This is a genomic window from Pseudomonas sp. ANT_J28 (assembly GCF_008370005.1).
In the GTDB taxonomy this organism is placed as follows: domain Bacteria; phylum Pseudomonadota; class Gammaproteobacteria; order Pseudomonadales; family Pseudomonadaceae; genus Aquipseudomonas; species Aquipseudomonas frigoris.
The window spans coordinates 1-19,180 of the sequence record NZ_VOBM01000068.1 but is presented as its reverse complement, the minus strand read 5'-3'; the positions used below and the strand labels follow the sequence as shown (position 1 = coordinate 19,180).

General features: G+C 56.9%; 12 protein-coding genes and 1 pseudogene. All 13 read left to right on the top strand.

The features are described from left to right. Window positions 1–165: 165 nt before the first annotated feature. Window positions 166–3,681: a hypothetical protein gene (locus tag FQ187_RS28595; protein WP_218580718.1), complete on the top strand. Its 3,516-nt coding sequence runs from the start codon at window positions 166–168 to the stop codon at window positions 3,679–3,681. A 114-nt stretch (window positions 3,682–3,795) separates the two neighbouring features. Further along, complete coding sequence (locus tag FQ187_RS28590; protein ID WP_149632051.1) at window positions 3,796–5,106, top strand: glycosyltransferase; 1,311 nt, start codon at window positions 3,796–3,798, stop codon at window positions 5,104–5,106. 134 nt (window positions 5,107–5,240) lie between these two features. Next, window positions 5,241–6,104, top strand: a complete 864-nt coding sequence (locus FQ187_RS28585; RefSeq protein ID WP_149632050.1) for a phospholipase — start codon at window positions 5,241–5,243, stop codon at window positions 6,102–6,104. Between the two features lie 226 nt (window positions 6,105–6,330). Further along, window positions 6,331–7,157: pseudogene (locus FQ187_RS28580) on the top strand (phospholipase). A 79-nt stretch (window positions 7,158–7,236) separates the two neighbouring features. After that, window positions 7,237–8,142: an AraC family transcriptional regulator gene (locus tag FQ187_RS28575; RefSeq protein ID WP_149632049.1), complete on the top strand. Its 906-nt coding sequence runs from the start codon at window positions 7,237–7,239 to the stop codon at window positions 8,140–8,142. 228 nt (window positions 8,143–8,370) lie between these two features. Further along, window positions 8,371–9,681, top strand: a complete 1,311-nt coding sequence (locus FQ187_RS28570) for a sugar ABC transporter substrate-binding protein (protein ID WP_149632048.1) — start codon at window positions 8,371–8,373, stop codon at window positions 9,679–9,681. Window positions 9,682–9,739: 58 nt separating this feature from the next. Next, on the top strand, window positions 9,740–10,666 hold the full coding sequence (locus tag FQ187_RS28565) for a carbohydrate ABC transporter permease (protein ID WP_149632047.1): 927 nt from the start codon (window positions 9,740–9,742) through the stop codon (window positions 10,664–10,666). A 10-nt stretch (window positions 10,667–10,676) separates the two neighbouring features. Continuing rightward, window positions 10,677–11,507, top strand: a complete 831-nt coding sequence (locus FQ187_RS28560) for a carbohydrate ABC transporter permease (RefSeq protein WP_033055010.1) — start codon at window positions 10,677–10,679, stop codon at window positions 11,505–11,507. Window positions 11,508–11,540: 33 nt separating this feature from the next. Further along, the gene (locus FQ187_RS28555; RefSeq protein WP_149632046.1) at window positions 11,541–12,644 is read left to right on the top strand and encodes an ABC transporter ATP-binding protein; all 1,104 of its coding nucleotides are present in this window, start codon (window positions 11,541–11,543) and stop codon (window positions 12,642–12,644) included. Between the two features lie 16 nt (window positions 12,645–12,660). Continuing rightward, complete coding sequence (locus FQ187_RS28550) at window positions 12,661–14,133, top strand: mannitol dehydrogenase family protein (RefSeq protein ID WP_149632045.1); 1,473 nt, start codon at window positions 12,661–12,663, stop codon at window positions 14,131–14,133. Between the two features lie 158 nt (window positions 14,134–14,291). Beyond that, window positions 14,292–15,788, top strand: coding sequence for a xylulokinase (xylB, locus tag FQ187_RS28545; RefSeq protein ID WP_149632044.1), 1,497 nt, complete (start codon window positions 14,292–14,294; stop codon window positions 15,786–15,788). Window positions 15,789–15,801: 13 nt separating this feature from the next. Then, on the top strand, window positions 15,802–16,746 hold the full coding sequence (locus tag FQ187_RS28540) for a carbohydrate kinase (protein ID WP_149632043.1): 945 nt from the start codon (window positions 15,802–15,804) through the stop codon (window positions 16,744–16,746). Between the two features lie 245 nt (window positions 16,747–16,991). After that, complete coding sequence (locus FQ187_RS28535) at window positions 16,992–19,124, top strand: type VI secretion system tip protein VgrG (RefSeq protein ID WP_256667475.1); 2,133 nt, start codon at window positions 16,992–16,994, stop codon at window positions 19,122–19,124. Window positions 19,125–19,180 lie beyond the last annotated feature (56 nt).

Sequence of the window (19,180 nt, the reverse complement as noted above, 5' to 3'; positions counted from 1 at the left end):
GTCTGCTTACGTTTTCCGGCATATTCGGCATCGGCGAAGGACATCTGTTTCATCGGGGTTCAACCGCTCAGTTTGTGCGAGGTGCGTATTTCACCAAATCTGGATGTCTTTTTCAGAGTTTCCCTAGAAGAAGCTCTCCAGCCCGCAAGCGTCATGTTGCGAAACATGGTCAAAAAAGACTCTTTCAAAAAACTCTTGATGAAACTCCATCTGCCCGAAGACTCACTGTTTGAAGTAACCGCTAATGGTCAGATCAAGGCACACTACGCAGGCAAAACCCTGAGTTTCGAGAGTGCATTCAAACTGGCTCCGGATCTGAACGATGATCTTGTTGTATTGGTTGAAACGGCGCAAGTGACCGGTGGCGTCGTCACACTTGATGACCAAGTCAGCATGACTCAATGGTTGAGATTCCATCGTTACCTCCTCCGTCGGACGATCATCGATGCCCAGAACCTGATTGCATTCCTGGAACAGCAACATCCCGTCAGCCCGCCATTCGGCAACTATTGGGAAATGATAAAGGTCGGGGAAAACAATCCGCTCACTATGTCATCAGCACAGTGCAGCCGGCTTCGAGCACTTATCAAGGAATACATCAAGGGGAGGTCATTACTGGAACATCTGTCAGGCACTATTCTGGGTGGAGAGTCCACTCCCTTCAAACGATCTGATGCGGAGTATTATCTGAAAAAGCTTGTTTCCAGCTCCATTGCTCTAATCTGGGCAAAAGGTATTGTACGGGACCTGGATTGGTATGGTGCGCAAGATAATCAGCCCTTATCAGATGAGTCTCTCCAGCAAATACTTTTGACCGCGCTACTGTTGGACCTCCATCCGATGGTCGGGGAGCAAGAGCCGCGCAATCAAGTTGCCGGTTTCGATCTCTATGCGGCCCAACACATAGAGAAGTCTTTCGCCAGTGTTCAAACGGAATTCGAAAGACATCTGATCAATAACCACAGGATCTCTGAACAAAACGCGGCACTGGCCTCGCATTTATTGTTGGCCGGCACCGCGCCGGAGTTCCTGGTCAAGGACTTGCCGCCTACTCTGCTATTAGGCACCCCGCAATGGGTTGATTACTGCCGGACCATCGCGGTGCAGGAAATCATTTCACCGGGATCGTCGCGCTCTATGACCCATGCGCAGATACAACACTTGATGAAGTCCGACCCAGTCACCGAGTCGCAACAGGCACTCAATGCCTTGGCTGCTGTAGATCCAGTGATCGACTGGGCGTTGCTCAACGGTATCGTCACCCATAATGAAGTGAACCGGTCGCCCAAGGATTCGCTTGAAGTGGCAGTGGCCGCTTACGCCCGCCATGCGAAAACCTTTGCTGAAACGGCTGAAACGTTGTCTCGCCCCTTGCCGACCCGCAAGAGCGTCGCGCTGGACATCCTCACGCAAGTCGCCAAGGGATGCACCTATCTTGAAGATGACGTCCTTCACCAAACGCGCAATCGAACACTGGCAGACGCCTATGCCAAACCGTTTCTCATATCCCCTGTAGACCTGCACATGTCCGACGACCTGCTGACAGGTGATTGGGACCTGAGGCATGGAGAGAGTATTTATAAAGCGTTTCCAAACATGCTCCCCAACCTGCTTTCTCCGTATGGAGAGTTTTACCGCCAATTCAATCGGAACTATGTGTCACATGTGCAGGCCATGAGTACGCATTTGAAACTGGCCATTTCATCCTTGCCGCTTCCTGATCGGGCGCGGCTGCTGCGCGGACAGGTGACGATATTCTCTGTACGGCCTTCAGTCGCCACTCTTCATCCAATCACCAGCCTCCCCATGAATCCAATATCGTCAACCCTTGACGTCATACTGAAAGTGCAGAATCGGATTCCCATGGAGAGTCAGAAAGACAAAGAGCAGGCCACCGGTCGTTACGGCGTAGTGATGTGTACCTACTTCGAAGGACGACTGAGTTGTTATGAGCTGTTCACCTTGCACGGAGTCTGCCGTGAAAACACGCAACTGGCCGAGCTGATCGAAAGGGAGAACCTGTTACATACAAGCGCCCGCAGCAGTGGAAAAAACCACTCCCATCCGGCACCTGTGCATCAACTGCCCATGGACATCGAGTGCTACACCCATGGAGTCACACCTGGCCTCGTCAATACCAGTCGTGGCGTCATTGAAAAAATCGGTGAACTATCAGCGACACGCCAGCCTTCGAACATTGAAAGCAAAGGCTATTACCAAAGTTTCTACTCAAGTGAATTCGACCCGCTCGTGAATTTCGTGCTCAAGCACCGGCCAATCGCAACCTACGATGAGTTGGTAAAAGAATGCTGGGGGCAAACCCGGCTGGAGGCATTGCGCGCAGAACGTGAAGAAGCGTTGAACACGTTTCTCAATATTGTCGTACCGTTCAAATCTTGCATCGAAGACATCAGTTCAGACGATCTAGATCGACAGTTCCGAGGAGTAGCTGCCTGCACTCTGGAAGCTGGGATGACACTTCTGTTGGTGGTCGGGGCCATCGGCAAGATAGCCAGTATTGCCGCTAAAAGCATGACCCTTGCAACGAAAGCCAGCGCCATTGCCAAGACTGGCCTGGGCCTGGTGAGCAGCTTGCTAAATCCGCTGGATGGCGTTCCGGACTTGTTTAAAGGTGGCGCAAAGCTGTTGCGCAAAGGTTTTAACGGGAGTGTTGCGGCCTTGGAAAACGCCAGTTCCGATCTTCGCAAGTTGACGGGTCAGACTCAAATCGAGCAAATGGGCAGAGCCGGCGATCCAGACATCATTCGTCTTGGAACCTGGCGCCCCGTGAAGTCTTCGAAAGACCTTTTCCGGGTCTGGGGTATACGCCAGAACGACCATTGGTACGCACTCAACCGGCACGGTCAGCCATGGGGAGCGAAGCTCAACAACTTCGAACCAACGAAAATCTGGCATCTGCTCAAGCTGGATAAGCTGATGCCGGCATCCTACACCCGCAAACTGCTCAAGGACGCGTTGCCAGCCTCTAGAGCAAAGGTCGACGATGCTATCAGAGTCCTGACGGACGCATCACTTGAAGCCGACTCTGGGAAGATTGTGAAACTGCTGTTAGGTGACAACTCGAGTCAAGGTCGACGCAAACTTCTGAATTACCTGAACGAAGTAAAAAACGATATTGCCAAAGTCACACCCGACAACTTTGTCCTGGACACCGCTGAGTCGCAAAGTTATGCAGCCCTGAACCCGGACTGGTATGCAGATTGGGCACGCGCAACCCCGAAGGACGCAGCCCAAAAGAAGTTCATGCGCATCTATACCCATAACTTCAATCAGCAGTTCCGTACCGAAGGCTATAGCCATGATGTACTCGCCGATGACATTGTTCATGAGTTGTTTCATGGAGCCCCCAACACACTGGATCACTCCTATGCCCACAACCCAATATCCGGGCGCCAAGGTAACTACCAACGAGTGGACGTTGCTCCGCTGATTAACCTGGCATCCGGCCACCTGCGTGATCCGGGTACGCTGAAAGTGATCGACAAGGCCAACGCTTTCAATAATGCGGATTCGTTTGCACTGACCACATCACTGCTTAGCCAGTTATCGAAAGAACCAGCCTCGTACCGGCTAAACATTGAGGCGATGTCGAAGGCGCTCGAAAGAAGCCAGAACGGCTATATCGGCTGGGAGGTTCTTGTGAAGTTGAATCCGGTTTAAGCCACACGATCTGCCGCAGGGCGGGCCTGCGGCAGATTGGCTGAATGGAAACAACTGACTGTGGTTTAATTGCGCGCTTTTTCGACGCCCAGTGCCCGCATCAAGGAATGCCCCATGAGTCAGCCCTCCTCCACCAAAGTCCTGATCATCGGTTATGTCTGGCCCGAGCCCTGCTCTTCAGCGGCCGGCGGGCACATGATGCAAATTCTCGAGACCTTCTTGCAGCAAGGCTGGGACATTACGTTCAGTAGCCCGGCCGGCACCGGTGAACACCGGGCAGACCTGACGGTGCTGGGCATTCGCGAAGTCCCGATCGAATTGAACAACAGCAGTTTCGACACGTTCATCAGCGAACTGGCCCCGGATATCGTTCTGTTCGATCGGTTCATGATGGAAGAACAGTTCGGCTGGCGCGTTGAGAAGCACTGCCCCGATGCCTTGCGCGTGCTTGAGACCTCCGACCTGCAAAGCCTGCGAGATGCCCGTCATCAACGCCTCAAGGAGCGTTTGAAGGCCAGTGACGACGCCAATGACTTCAATGAACTGTTCGCGCCGGCGTTACGTGAAGAGTTTGAGCTCATGGCCGAGACCGATCTGGCCAAACGGGAAATCGCAGCGATTTATCGTTGCGACTTGAATCTGATGATTTCCGAAGTGGAGATCGAGTTGCTGGTCGAGCAATTCAAGCTGCCGCGCCACTTGCTGCACTGGTGCCCGCTGATGGTCGATCTACCGAGCGTGCCACCGGTTTCTTTTGAAGACCGCGCGCACTTTCTCAGCATCGGCAACTTCCGTCATGCGCCCAACTGGGATGCGGTGCTTTGGATGAAAACCACTATCTGGCCGCTGATCCGCGAACAACTGCCAAAGGCTCAATTGCACATTTACGGTGCTTACACTCCGCCCAAAGCGACTGCGTTGCACAACCCCGGCCAGGGTTTTCATGTGATGAACTGGGCGGAAGATGCGTTAAAAGTCATGTCTGGCGCACGGATTTGTCTTGCCCCCCTACGCTTCGGTGCCGGAATCAAAGGCAAAATTGTCGACGCCATGTTGTGTGGCACGCCCACGATCACAACGCCAATCGGCGCGGAAGCGATGCACGGCGGACACCTTTGGCCCGGTGCCGTGACCCGCACAGCACAGGCGTTCGCCGATTGCGCGGTTCAGCTCTACAAGGATGAAGCACTTTGGACAGACGCCCAGTCCCAGGGTCAGGCATTACTGGCTGATCGTTATCGACAGTCCGAACATGGTCCGGCTTTGATCGAAAAGCTGGTGTACTGCCAACAACATCTGACACAACTTAGAAGTGATAATTTTACGGGCAGCATGTTGCGTCATCACCATCACAAAAGTACGCAATACATGGCGCAATGGATTGAAGCAAAGAATCGAAATCCGCTACAGCACTTGCTCCAATAACAAACATCTTGCATTATCACTGTCATTGACCAAGCTTAACACCATCCCTATAAATACCCTGCCGAACTATAACTTTACTAGTTAAGTTCGGCACAACTACCTACTCCTAATATATCAATGCAAGGATGCATTAAATGGACAACTATGTTCAGAGTAATTACACACTTAACAACTGGATGGCCGCTACTCCGGCAATTGATACATTGTCGCTCTGCGAATTGACGCTGCCAGGCACCCATAACGCGGGCAGCGACTGGAAAGCATCCTGGCCGCTGATTCCTGGCGCCCACTGGCTCGCCTGTCAGCACAAATCATTTTATGCCCAGCTGAGCCACGGTTCTCGAGCACTCGATATCCGTTTAATGTACGACGCTGACGCGCAGGGACTCGGGAAATTCTGCATTCATCACAACGGTTACCGCAATGGTCGTACCTTGGGGCACCTTGTAACCGACGTGGAAAAATTTCTCCAGGAGAACCCCAACGAATTCATCATCCTGGACTTTCATGAACTGAAGAGGGATCAGTTTGATTTCACTTACTTCAACAGCATGATGATGCTCTTTCTCGGCCATCGCATAATTCCCACCAAAAATCGGTCTCTGAATCTTCATCAACTCAAACAAATCAGCTCTATACAAAGAATTTTAGTCGCCACCCCATGGCACAGAGCGCTTGATCAAAACGTATTTCACGAGCAGATCGGGCACAAATGGTCTGGCAGCGGTATTACCAGCACCGCGGACTTGGAAAAGCACATTATTAATGTGCTAAAAAACCCGCCGGGCACATGGGCGCCGTGGTCGCTTTCCGCCACCAGTTACAGCGCTCTCGGTGGCCCCGTGGATATTCATGACGAGCTTAATTCCTGGTTCGATCCGAAGAAAAGCGACTGGGCGTCAAAGTGCAACATCATCAATGTCGATTTTATTGAAGAGTCCAACATTGTCTCTTATTGCCGAATTGTAAACCTGACGAAAGCGAGCAAGCGAAATTAACAATTTTCGCGCCATCAAATAGCTATTCTTGTGTAAGTGTTTCCGACGCTGGCAATACTGCCACGCACTTCTATGCTGGGTCATGAAAGCCTTTTGTCTCAGGCGAGTGATACGGATGCGGCACCCAGCCACATCCGACACTTGAACTTCTTCTCCCCACGGATGGGACGAATCAACGACAAGGAACTGTCATGAGCCGCAATACAGCAACCACACGAGCAACGTACTGGATATCGGTCGGTTGAAGCTGACCGATATTGTCTGGCCCGGCACGCACAACGCCGGCATGGACAAAAAAGCGCCAAACTATGAGGTGGTGGTCGGCAACTGGACGACCTGTCAGAACGACTCATTTGCCTGGCAACTGGCCAACGGTGCACGGGCGTTCGATATCCGGCTTGGCTGTACCGCCGACCGGTAGTACCGGTGTTCTACTTCAATCACAACGGCTATCAGTCCCACCGCATTCTTGATGAACTGGTCGATGCAGTGACGACATTCCTCGACCGAAACCCGGACGAATTCATCGTCCTCGACTTCCACCAGTTAGGAGATGCAGCGAAGCCTTTCGACTACCAACAATTCAATGATTTTCTGATGCATCGTCTGGGTTCGCGCTTGATCCGCTCTTCGGATGTATTCAGTACCGTGGAACAGTTCAAGCGCGCCAGTTCGCAGCGCCGCATTGTCATGGCCGCACAGGCGAAGCCCGGACTCGACAATGAGTATTTCTGGCCGCAAATACCTCACAAGTGGAACGGCAAGGCATTCACCGACACCAGCGATCTGCAATCGCATATCCAGACCACCCTTGTGGGGGCGCCTTACGATACATTTCTCTGGTCATTGCCGGCCACGTGCTATTCGCTGTTCGGTGGCCCGCAGCACATCAAAAACCAAATCAACGACTGGTTCCACACCACCCGCGATTGGGTCACCCGTTGCAGCATCATCAGCACCGATTTTTTTGACGAGGCGGATATTGTCCGCTACTGCTGGAGCGCCACCAGCATGAAAGCCGTTTACGGAGACAGGTTGCACGAGCGGGCCTAAGCGAAAGTCGTGGCAGGCTGGCACAGCAGGCGCCAAAAGAGGCATGATCCGATAGCGATAACAAGAAAAGCGTCCTGACATGACCCGAACAGCCCGCGTGACAGACCCCTCCTACGAATTGATGGACGACCATAACGGGTTGTCCATCATCTACCGCCAGCACGGATTCCCCTGCCCGTTGGTGCGCTGGCATTTCCACAAGGAATACGAACTGCACCTGATCGTCGCCAGCTCAGGCAAAGTATTCATCGGTGACTACATCGGTAATTTCTATCCGGAATCGCTGTTCCTCACCGGCCCCAACCTGCCCCACAACTGGATCAGCCAAGTGGCCGAAGACGAAGTGGTGCCCAAGCGCGACATGCTGGTCAATTTCACGGACGAGTTGTTCGACAGCGGCCACTTGGTGTTTGCCGAGCTCAAGACGCTGGCGCCGCTGTTGGAGCGCGCCCAGTACGGCATCGAGTTTCGCTGCAAGCGCACGATCCGCCAGGCCATGACTTTGATGCAGCGCATCGCCGACACCAAAGGCGTGACGCGCCTCGGGCACTTTTTCATTCTGCTGGAGTTGCTGGCCGCCTCTGACGACTTTCAGTTGCTGTCTGGGGCCACGACACCGCAGTTGGCCGACGAGCACAATATCGATCGCACCAACCGGGCGGTGGATTACATCTTCGCGCATTACACCCGTGAACTGCCGCTGGAGGAAGTCGCCGAGCACCTGGGCATGAAGCCGACTTATTTCAGTCGAGTGTTCAAGCAAGCCACCGGCCGCTGCTTCATCGAATTCGTCAATCGACTGCGCATCAGCAAATCCTGTGAGCTGTTGGCCTGCGGTGACAAACCGGTAACTGATGTGTGTTTCGAATCGGGCTTCAACAATATTTCCAATTTCAATCGGCGCTTTCAGCAACTCAAGGGCATGACGCCGTCGCATTACCGGCGGTTGGCGGTGCAGCGGTTGACTGAGCAGAACTTGGGTTAAACGCCTGAAAACCTGTACGGATTCCATAGGGTCTAACCGCTAAAAAGCCGTTCCCTGCACCTCTCCCTCCAAACCCCAGTGCAAAATAGTATCGATTCAAGTGCGATGGATGATTTGTCACGTCATCAATTGAAGGCTGTAATCAGTGCACATTCTTCCTGCCGTCGGAAGACACAAAAACAATAACTGTCCTTCTGTAACCCACCGGGTGCAGAAAAGGAGTGCACGATGCAACCTTCTGTAAAAGCTCTGCTTGCCCTCACCTGCATGACCCTCAGCAGCGTCAGCCTCGGCGCGCAGACCCTGACCATCGCCACCGTCAACAACAGCGACATGATCCGCATGCAAAAACTCTCGAAAACCTTCGAGGCTGAGCACCCGGACATCAAGCTGAATTGGGTGGTGCTGGAAGAAAATGTCCTGCGCCAACGCCTGACTACCGACATCGCCACTCAGGGCGGACAGTTTGATGTACTGACTATTGGTATGTACGAAGCCGCACTCTGGGGGGCCAAGGGTTGGCTGGAGCCGATGAAGGATTTGCCGGCCAGTTACGCCCTCGACGACGTGTTCCCATCGGTGCGTGAAGGCCTGTCGGTCAAGGGTTCGCTGTATGCCTTGCCCTTCTACGCTGAAAGCTCCATCACCTATTACCGCACCGATCTGTTCAAGGAGGCCGGACTGACCATGCCCGAGCACCCGACCTGGACCCAGATCAGCGAATTCGCCAGCAAACTCACCAATAAAGATAAAGAACAGTACGGCATCTGCCTGCGCGGCAAGGCCGGCTGGGGCGAGAACATGGCGCTGATCACCACCGTCGCCAATGCCTATGGTGCGCGCTGGTTCGATGAGCAGTGGAAGCCGGAATTCACCGGCCCCGAGTGGAAAAACGCGCTGAACTTCTACGTCGACACCATGAAAAAATCTGGCCCGCCGGGTGCGTCGAGTAACGGTTTCAACGAAAACCTCGCGCTGTTCAACAGCGGCAAATGCGCGATCTGGGTCGATGCCAGCGTCGCCGGCTCCTTCGTCACCGATAAGACCCAAAGCAAGGTCAGCGACCACGTCGGCTTCACCTACGCACCGCACGAGACCACCGACAAGGGCTCGGCCTGGTTGTATTCCTGGGCGCTGGCGATCCCGACCAGTTCCAAGGCCAAGGACGAAGCAAAAACCTTCAGCGCCTGGGCCACTTCCAAGGAATACGGCGCTTTGGTTGCCGAGAAAGACGGCATTGCCAATGTACCGCCAGGTACCCGCGCTTCGACGTACAGCGATGAGTACATGAAGGCTGCGCCGTTCGCCAAGGTGACCCTTGAATCGCTGAAAGCCGCGGACCCGAGCAAGCCGACCCTCAAGCCCGTGCCGTATATCGGCATCCAGTTGGTGACCATTCCTGAATTCCAGGCCGTAGGCACCCAGGTCGGCAAACTGTTCTCGGCAGCACTGATTGGCCAGACCACGGTCGACCAGGCCCTGACCGCTGCCCAGTCAACCACCGAACGTGAAATGAAGCGCGCCGGTTACCCCAAGTAACCCGCAACCTGCTCCCACATTAGATCTTCATAGGTCTGCATGAATCGGTTCTATCACCATGAATATTTCAACTGCCAAAGCTCACATGGACATTCCCCAACCGGTGCGGAAAAGCCGGTTGGGCAACCCCGGCTGGTTCCTGGTCAGCCCCTCGGTGGCGTTGTTGCTGCTGTGGATGATCGTGCCGCTGGGCATGACCGTTTACTTCTCGCTGATCCGCTACAACCTGCTCTACCCCGGTGAGAACGAGTTCGTCGGACTGGAGAACTTCAGCTACTTCCTCAGCGACTCGGGTTTCCTGCCCGGCGCCACCAACACTTTGTTGCTGGTCGGCAGCGTGCTGCTGATCAGCGTGGTGTTCGGCGTGTTGATCAGTGCGCTGCTGGAGGCCAGTGAGTTTCTCGGTCGCGGCATCGTGCGGGTGATGCTGATCTCGCCGTTTTTCATCATGCCCACCGTCGGTGCGCTGATCTGGAAGAACCTGATTTTCCACCCGGTCTCGGGGATCCTCGCCTACGTCTGGAAGCTGTTCGGCGCGCAGCCGGTGGACTGGCTGGCGCATTACCCGCTGCTGTCGATCATCATCATTGTGTCCTGGCAATGGCTGCCGTTCGCGATCCTGATCCTGATGACCGCCATGCAGTCCCTCGACCAGGAGCAGAAAGAAGCCGCGCGCCTCGACGGTGCCGGGCCGATCGCGATTTTCTGGCACCTGACCTTGCCGCACCTGGCACGGCCGATTGCCGTAGTGGTGATGATCGAAACCATCTTCCTGCTCTCGGTGTTCGCCGAAATCTTCACCACCACCAACGGCGGCCCCGGCTACGCCTCGACCAACCTCGCCTATCTGATCTACAACCAGGCGCTGGTGCAGTTCGACGTCGGCATGGCGTCCGCCGGCGGTTTGATCGCGGTGGTGATCGCCAACATCGCGGCCATCGTGCTGGTGCGCATGATCGGCAAAAACCTGACAGACAAAGCCTGAGGCCTGCGCCATGACCCTTCAACAATCCCGCCGTCTGCAAAGCCTGCTGCTCGGCACCCTGGCCTGGGCCATCGCGATCCTGATCTTCTTCCCGATCTTCTGGATGGTGATGACCAGTTTCAAAACCGAAATCGATGCGTTCGCCACACCGCCGCAGTTCATCTTCACGCCCACGCTGGAGAACTACCTGCACATCAACGAGCGCAGCGATTACTTCAGCTTCGCCTGGAACTCGGTGGTGATTTCCTTCAGCGCTACCGCTCTGTGCCTGCTGATCGCGGTGCCGGCGGCCTACTCGATGGCGTTCTACGAAACCAAACGCACCAAAGGCACGCTGCTGTGGATGCTCTCCACCAAGATGCTGCCACCGGTGGGCGTGCTGATGCCGATCTACTTGCTGGCCAAGAGTTTCGGCCTGCTCGATACGCGCATCGCGCTGATCGTGATCTACACGCTGATCAACCTGCCGATCGTGGTTTGGATGATTTACACCTACTTCAAAGACATCCCCAAGGACATCCTCGAAGCCGCGCGCCTCGACGGTGCCACGCTGTGGCAGGAAATGGTCCGGGTGCTGTTGCCGATCGCCAAGGGCGGCCTGGCTTCCACGGTGCTGTTGTCGCTGATCCTGTGCTGGAACGAGGCGTTCTGGTCCTTGAACCTGACTTCGTCGAAAGCCGCGCCGTTGACCGCGTTGATCGCCTCGTACTCAAGTCCCGAAGGTCTGTTCTGGGCCAAGTTGTCGGCGGTGTCGACCCTGGCCTGCGCGCCGATCCTGATCTTCGGCTGGATCAGCCAGAAACAATTGGTCCGCGGCCTGTCGTTCGGCGCCGTGAAATAGCCCTCAAAGAATAAGCACAGAAGGAGCGCCACCATGGCCAACCTGAAAATCAAGAATCTGCAAAAAGGCTTCGAAGGCTTTTCCATCATCAAAGGCATCGACCTGGAAGTGAACGACCGCGAGTTCGTGGTGTTCGTCGGCCCGTCGGGCTGCGGCAAATCCACGTTGCTGCGCCTGATCGCCGGCCTGGAAGAAGTCAGCGGCGGCACCATTGAGCTCGATGGCCGCGACATCACCGAAGTCAGCCCGGCCAAGCGCGACCTGGCGATGGTGTTCCAGACCTACGCCCTGTACCCACACATGAGCGTGCGCAAAAACATGTCGTTTGCCCTCGACCTGGCCGGCGTACCGAAAGCCGAAGTCGAGAAAAAAGTCGGCGAAGCGGCACGCATCCTCGAACTCGGGCCGATGCTCGAACGTAAACCGAAACAGTTGTCCGGCGGTCAGCGTCAGCGCGTGGCCATCGGCCGGGCCATCGTGCGCAACCCGAAAATTTTCCTGTTCGACGAACCCCTGTCCAACCTCGACGCCGCCCTGCGCGTACAGATGCGACTGGAACTGCTGCGCCTGCACAAAGAACTCAAAGCCACGATGATCTACGTGACCCACGACCAGGTAGAAGCCATGACCATGGCCGACAAGGTTGTCGTACTCAATGGCGGCAAGGTTGAACAAGTGGGTTCGCCGCTGGATCTGTATCACCAGCCGGCCAACCTGTTTGTCGCCGGATTCCTTGGCACACCGAAAATGGGTTTCCTCAAGGGAAAAGTCACCCGCATTGAGAGTCAAAGCTGTGAAGTGCTACTGGACGCCGGCACCCGCATCACGTTGCCACTGAGCGGCGCCAACCTGAGCGTCGGTGGTGCGGTGACCCTGGGCATTCGACCGGAGCATCTGAATCTTGCGCAGACCGGCGACTGCACCTTGCAAGTCACGGCGGACGTCAGCGAACGCCTGGGCAGCGACACCTTCTGCCACGTGGTGACCTCGTCCGGCGAAGCTTTGACGATGCGCGTTCGCGGCGACTTGGCCAGCCGTTATGGCGAGTCGCTGAGCCTGCATCTGGACGCCGAGCACTGCCATTTATTCGATGCCGACGGCGTGGCGCTGACCCGCCCGTTGCGCGCTGCGGCCTGATTTTAGAGAGCATGTGATGAAACTCAATAAACAGAACCTCGACCGCCTCGCCCCCGAGGTGGTCCTGCCCGCCTACGCCCTGAGCGACACCCGCCAAGGCATCGCGCACATCGGCGTCGGCGGTTTCCACCGGGCGCATCAGGCGTATTACACCGATGCGTTGATGAATACTGGCGAAGCCCTGGACTGGGCCATTTGCGGCGTCGGCCTGCGCGCCGAAGACCGCCGCGCCCGGGACGACTTAAAGGAACAGGACTATCTGTTCACGTTGTTTGAACTGGGTGATACCGCCGACACCGAAGTTAGGGTCATCGGCGCGATTCGCGACATGCTTTTGGCCGAAGACGGCGCACAAGCATTGATCGACAAACTCGCCAGCCCCGAGATCCGTATCGTTTCGCTGACCATTACCGAGGGCGGCTACTGCATCGACGACAGCAACGGCGAGTTCATGGCCCAGCTGCCGCAAATCCAGCACGACCTGGCACACCCGAACGCACCGAAAACCGTGTTCGGTTTTCTCTGCGCCGCGCTGGCCAAACGTCGTGCAGCCGGCACGCCTGCGTTCACCTTGATGTCCTGCGATAACCTGCCGCACAACGGCGCTATCACTCGCAAAGCGTTGCTTGCGTTTGCCGCCCTGCGCGATGCCGATCTGCGGGACTGGATCGCCACCAACGTGAGTTTCCCCAACGCGATGGTCGACCGCATCACGCCGATGACCAGCACCGAACACAAGCTGCAACTGCACGATAAACACGCTATCGACGACGCCTGGCCGGTGGTCTGTGAACCCTTCGTGCAATGGGTACTGGAAGACAAGTTCGTCAATGGTCGTCCGGCCTGGGAAAAGGTCGGCGTGCAGTTCACCGACGACGTCACGCCCTACGAAGAAATGAAGATCAAACTGCTCAACGGCAGTCACCTGGCGCTCACTTATCTGGGTTTTTTGAAGGGTTACCGCTTCGTTCACGAAACCATGAACGACCCGCTGTTCGTGCACTACATGCGTGCCTACATGGACCTGGACGTCACGCCGCAACTCTCACCCGTGCCGGGGATTGACCTGACCGAGTACAAAAACACCCTGGAGGCGCGCTTCTCCAATCAGGCGATTGCCGATCAGCTGGAGCGCGTGTGTTCGGACGGTTCGTCGAAGTTTCCGAAGTTCACTGTGCCGACGATCAATCGCTTGATTGCTGATGGACGAGAGACCAAACGTGCAGCGTTGGTGGTGGCGGCCTGGGCGTTGTACTTGAAAGGTGTGGACGAGAATGGCGATACGTACTCCATTCCGGATCCACGGGCGGCGTTCTGCCAGGCACTGGTGACCGATGATGCGTTGATCACCCAGCGGTTGCTGGAGGTTGAGGAAATTTTTGGTGCCGCGATTCCGCATTCACCGGAGTTCGTGGCGGCGTTTGAGTGGTGCTGTAACAGCTTGCGGGATGTTGGGGTGACAAAAACGTTGGAGCGGGTACTGGCGTAAGTACGGCGGTGAACCTGCTGCCGTCTTCGCGAGCAAGCCCGCTCCCACATTAGATAGCTGGCGTATACAACATTTGTGGCCACCTCAGATCAAGTGTGGGAGCGGGCTTGCTCGCGAATGGGTTCAACGAGATCGACCTGACACACCAAGGACATCCCATGGCAAACCAACAACTATTCCTCGGCATCGACTGCGGCACCCAAGGCACCAAAGCCATCATCCTCGACGCCGTCAGCGGTCAGGTGCTGGGCCAGGGTGCCGCCGCGCACTGCCTGATCAGCGGCGCCAACGGCCGCCGCGAGCAAGACACCTCGCAATGGCTGGAGGCCTTCGCGCTTGCCACCCACCGCGCATTGCTCGCGGCAAAGGTCGACGGCCAGGACATCCTCGGCATCGGCGTTTCCGGCCAGCAACATGGGTTGGTGCTGCTCGACGATCAGGGCCAGGTGCTGCGTCCGGCCAAACTCTGGTGTGACACCGAATCCACCCCGGAGAACGACCGTCTGCTTGCCCATCTGGGTGGCGAAAAAGGCTCGCTGGAACGCCTCGGCGTTGTGATCGCGCCGGGCTACACCGTCTCCAAACTGCTCTGGAGCAAAGAACAACACCCGCAGATTTTCGCTCGCATCGCCCGCATCCTGCTGCCCCATGACTACCTCAACTATTGGCTCACCGGCCGCAGTTGCAGCGAGTACGGCGACGCCTCGGGCACCGGCTATTTCAACGTGCGCACCCGCCAGTGGGATTTGCAGCTGCTGCTTGACATCGATCCCACCGGGCGACTGCAAGCCGCGCTGCCGGAGCTGATCGACGCTCATCAAGCGGTCGGCACGATCCTGCCGAGCATCGCCGAACACTTGGGCATCAACCCGCAGGCGCTGGTCTCCAGCGGCGGTGGCGACAACATGATGGGCGCCATCGGCACCGGCAATATCAAGCCCGGCGCTATCACCATGAGCCTCGGTTCATCGGGGACGGTGTACGCCTATGCCGACCAGCCGAAAGTCAGTCCGGACGCTTCAGTCGCAACGTTCTGCTCCTCCAGCGGTGGCTGGCTGCCGCTGATCTGCACCATGAACCTGACCAACGCGACCGGTGTGATTCGGGAGTTGTTCGAGCTGGATATCGAACAGTTCAATGCCCTCGTCGCGCAAGCACCCATCGGTGCCGAAGGCGTGTGCATGCTGCCGTTCCTCAACGGCGAGCGCGTCCCCGCCCTGCCCCATGCCACCGGCAGCTTGCTGGGGTTGACGATGACCAACCTGACTCAGGCCAACCTGTGCCGCGCGGTGGTCGAAGGCACCACCTTCGGTTTGCGTTATGGGCTGGACCTGCTGCGCCAGAATGGCTTACAAAGCCGCAGCATCTGCCTGATCGGCGGCGGCTCGAAAAGCCCGGTGTGGCGGCAGATCGTCGCTGACATCATGAACACCCCAGTCATCTGCACCGAACAAAGCGAAGCCGCGGCCCTTGGCGCCGCGATTCAGGCCGCGTGGTGCAAGTCCTGGGCAAACGGGCATGAAGACAGTCTGACGGACCTTTGCGAGCGTTGCGTGAAGCTCGATCCAGCCAGCGAAACCTTGCCGATGGCAGACAATGTGGCAGCCTGTCAGCAGGCCTACGAACGCTATCAACAGCATGTCGCAACCCTTTAAAGAGTGAATAACTATGTACCTGGTGTGTGGCGAAGCGCTGTTCGATTTCTTCAGTGAAGACGATGCCAGCGGCCTGGCTTCAAAAGTGAATTTCAAGGCGATTGCCGGCGGCTCGCCGTTCAATGTCGCGGTGGGTTTGCGCCGTTTGGGCGTGGACGCGGCGCTGTTTGCCGGGTTGTCGACCGACTATCTCGGTCAGCGCTTGCAGCAGGTCCTACAGGATGAAGGCGTGCGGCCGGATTACCTGGTGGATTTCGCTGCGCCTACGACCTTGGCGATGGTGGCCGTCGGTGCCAATGGTTCGCCGCATTACAGCTTCCGGGGTGAAGGCTGTGCGGATCGTAAGCTGAAAACCGAGCATCTGCCGGAACTGGGCCCTGAAGTGCGCGGCCTGCACATCGGCTCGTTTTCGCTGGTGGTGCAACCGATTGCCGACACGCTGTTGGCATTGGTGCAACGGGAAAGCGGCAAACGCTTGATCAGCCTTGATCCCAACGTGCGGCTCAATCCTGAGCCGAATATCGACCTGTGGCGTTCGCGAATTGCCACTTTGGCTGAACTGGCCGACCTGATCAAAGTCAGCGATGAAGATTTGAGCTTGTTGTATCCCGAGCAGGATCCGCAACGGGTGATTGAAGGCTGGCTGCAGCATCGCTGTCAGTTGGTGTTTCTGACCCGTGGTGGCGAGGGGGCGACGGTGTTCAGCCGTGTGCATGGCTCCTGGTCGGTACCGGCGAGTTCAGTGAAAATCGCCGACACCGTGGGCGCTGGCGATACGTTCCAGGCAGCGTTGATTACCTGGCTGACCGAGCATCTGCTGGATTCGGTTGAGGGCGTGCAATCGCTCGGCCGCGAGCAGATCGACGGGATGCTGAAATTTGCTGTGCAAGCTGCGGCGCTGACGTGCAGCAGGATCGGGCCGGATTTGCCGTATCGCCAGCAGTTGGATCTTCGCTGAGTTTGAGGGCCTCTTCGCGAGCAAGCCCGCTCCCACATTCGATCGCGATCCAATGTGGGAGCGGGCTTGCTCGCGAAGGCGGTATCACTTACACCGCCATCAATCGGGGGTCAGCGGCAATGACGGCATAGGCTGTTACCGACTTCAGACGACATTAGTCGGTAAATGACTGCCCGTTGCCTTGAACGAGGCGCTTTAATCCTGCACCATCCGCCCCAGCTTATTCAAAGGACGGAATTAAAGGCATGCTGGACGCGAACGCAACCCATATTTCCCTGACGCTGGAAGGCGTTTCCGTTGACCTTCAGGTACTCAGCTTCGTCGGTCGCGAAACCCTCAACCAGCCGTTCTGCTTCGACATCGAACTGGTCAGCGCCCGCCCCGACCTGAAACTCGAAGAGTTGCTGCACAAGCCCGGCTGCCTGACCTTCGGCGCCACCGGCAAAGGCATCATCCACGGCTTGGTGTATCGCATCGAGCAAGGCGACTCCGGCAAAAGCCTGACCCGTTACAGCATCAGCCTGGTGCCGCAACTCGCCTACCTGCGCCACAACCATGACCAGCAGATTTTCCAGCATTTAAGTGTGCCGAAGATCATCGCTCAGGTCCTCGAAGCGCGCGGCATCCTGGCCGACGCCTACAGCTTCCAGCTCGGCGCGATCTACCCGGAACGCGATTACTGCGTGCAGTACGACGAGTCCGACCTGCATTTCATCCAGCGCCTGTGCGAAGAAGAAGGCATTCACTTCCACTTCCAGCACTCGTCCAGCGGTCACAAACTGGTGTTCGGCGATGACCAGACGGTGTTCCGCAAACTCGCGCCCGTGGCCTATCAGCAAGACTCCGGCATGGCCGCCGAGAAACCGGTGATCAAGCGCTTCAACCTGCGCCTGGAAACCCGCACCACCCGCGTCAGCCGCCGCGATTACGACTTCGAGAAACCGCGCATCCTGCCCGAGGGCTCCGCCAAAAGCCCGTTCGCCCCGGACCTGGAAGACTACGACTACCCCGGCCGCTTCACCGACCGCGAACGCGGCAAGCAACTGGCAACCCGCGCCCTGGAACGCCACCGCAGCGACTACAAACTTGCCGAAGGCAAAGGTGACGAGCCAACCCTGGTCAGCGGCCACTTCATGGCCCTGAGCGAACACCCGCGCGCCGAGTGGAACGATCTCTGGCTGCTGCTGGAAGTGGTGCACGAAGGCAAACAGCCGCAAGTGCTCGGCGCAAACGTCACCAGCGACGTCACCCAGAACAAAGACGATTTCCACCAGGGCTACCGCAACCGCTTCCTCGCCACCCCGTGGGACGCGCACTTTCGCCCTGCCCTCGAACACCCGAAACCCAAAGTCCTGGGCAGCCAGACGGCCATCGTCACCGGCCCTGCGGGTGAAGAAATCCACTGCGACGAGTACGGCCGCGTCAAAGTCCAGTTCCACTGGGACCGCGAAGGCCAGGCCGACGACAAGACTAGCTGCTGGCTGCGCGTCGCCACCGGCTGGGCCGGCAGCGCTTACGGCGGCATCGCCATCCCGCGCATCGGCATGGAAGTGCTGGTGTCGTTTATGGAAGGCGACCCCGACCAACCACTGATCACCGGCTGCCTGTACCACAAGGAAAACGTCGTCCCGTACGACCTGCCGGCGAACAAGACCCGCAGCACCTTCAAGACCCTGAGCTCACCGGGCGGCAACGGTTACAACGAGTTTCGGATTGAAGACAAGAAAGGTGCGGAACAGATCTACCTGCATGCCCAGCGCGATTGGGATGAAAACATTGAGCATGACCAGAAGATTCGCGTCGGCAACGAGCGGCACGACACGGTCGAGGCCAATGTTTTAAGCGAATTCAAGGTTGAAGAGCATCGGATTACCCACCTCGACCGCAAGACTGAAGCCCGGGCTGATGATCACCTGACTGTCGGCGTGACTCAGCATGTGAAGGTTGGGACGGCGCAGTTTGTTGAGGCGGGTCAGGAGATTCACTACAACGCCGGGGAAAAGGTTGTGGTCGAGGGTGGCATGGAGCTGACGGCCAAGGCTGGCGGGAGCTTTGTGAAGGTGGACGCGGGGGGCGTGACGATCAGTGGCGCAGAGGTGAAGGTCAATTCTGGGGGCGCTCCTGGTGTCGGCACGGGTATCCAGATTCTCACTCCATTAATCCCTGGTGCCGCCGCCGCTGCCATTGCGGGGCAACTGTTGAGTGCGCCACCGGTTGGGAAACTCAGTGTCGCTCCTGACTCGGCACCACCTGCGGTGGAAGAAGAGTTTGAGGAAGAGGAAGAAGAGGTCGAGCTGGAAGACATCACCTTGCAGTGGTCTAATTTCCCCGGACACCCCGATAGGTGGAAAATACACCTATTGAGGAGTTCTCCATGACCGACAAACGCAAAGTATTCGACGACAGCTTCAAGCTGGAAGTTGTAAAGATGATC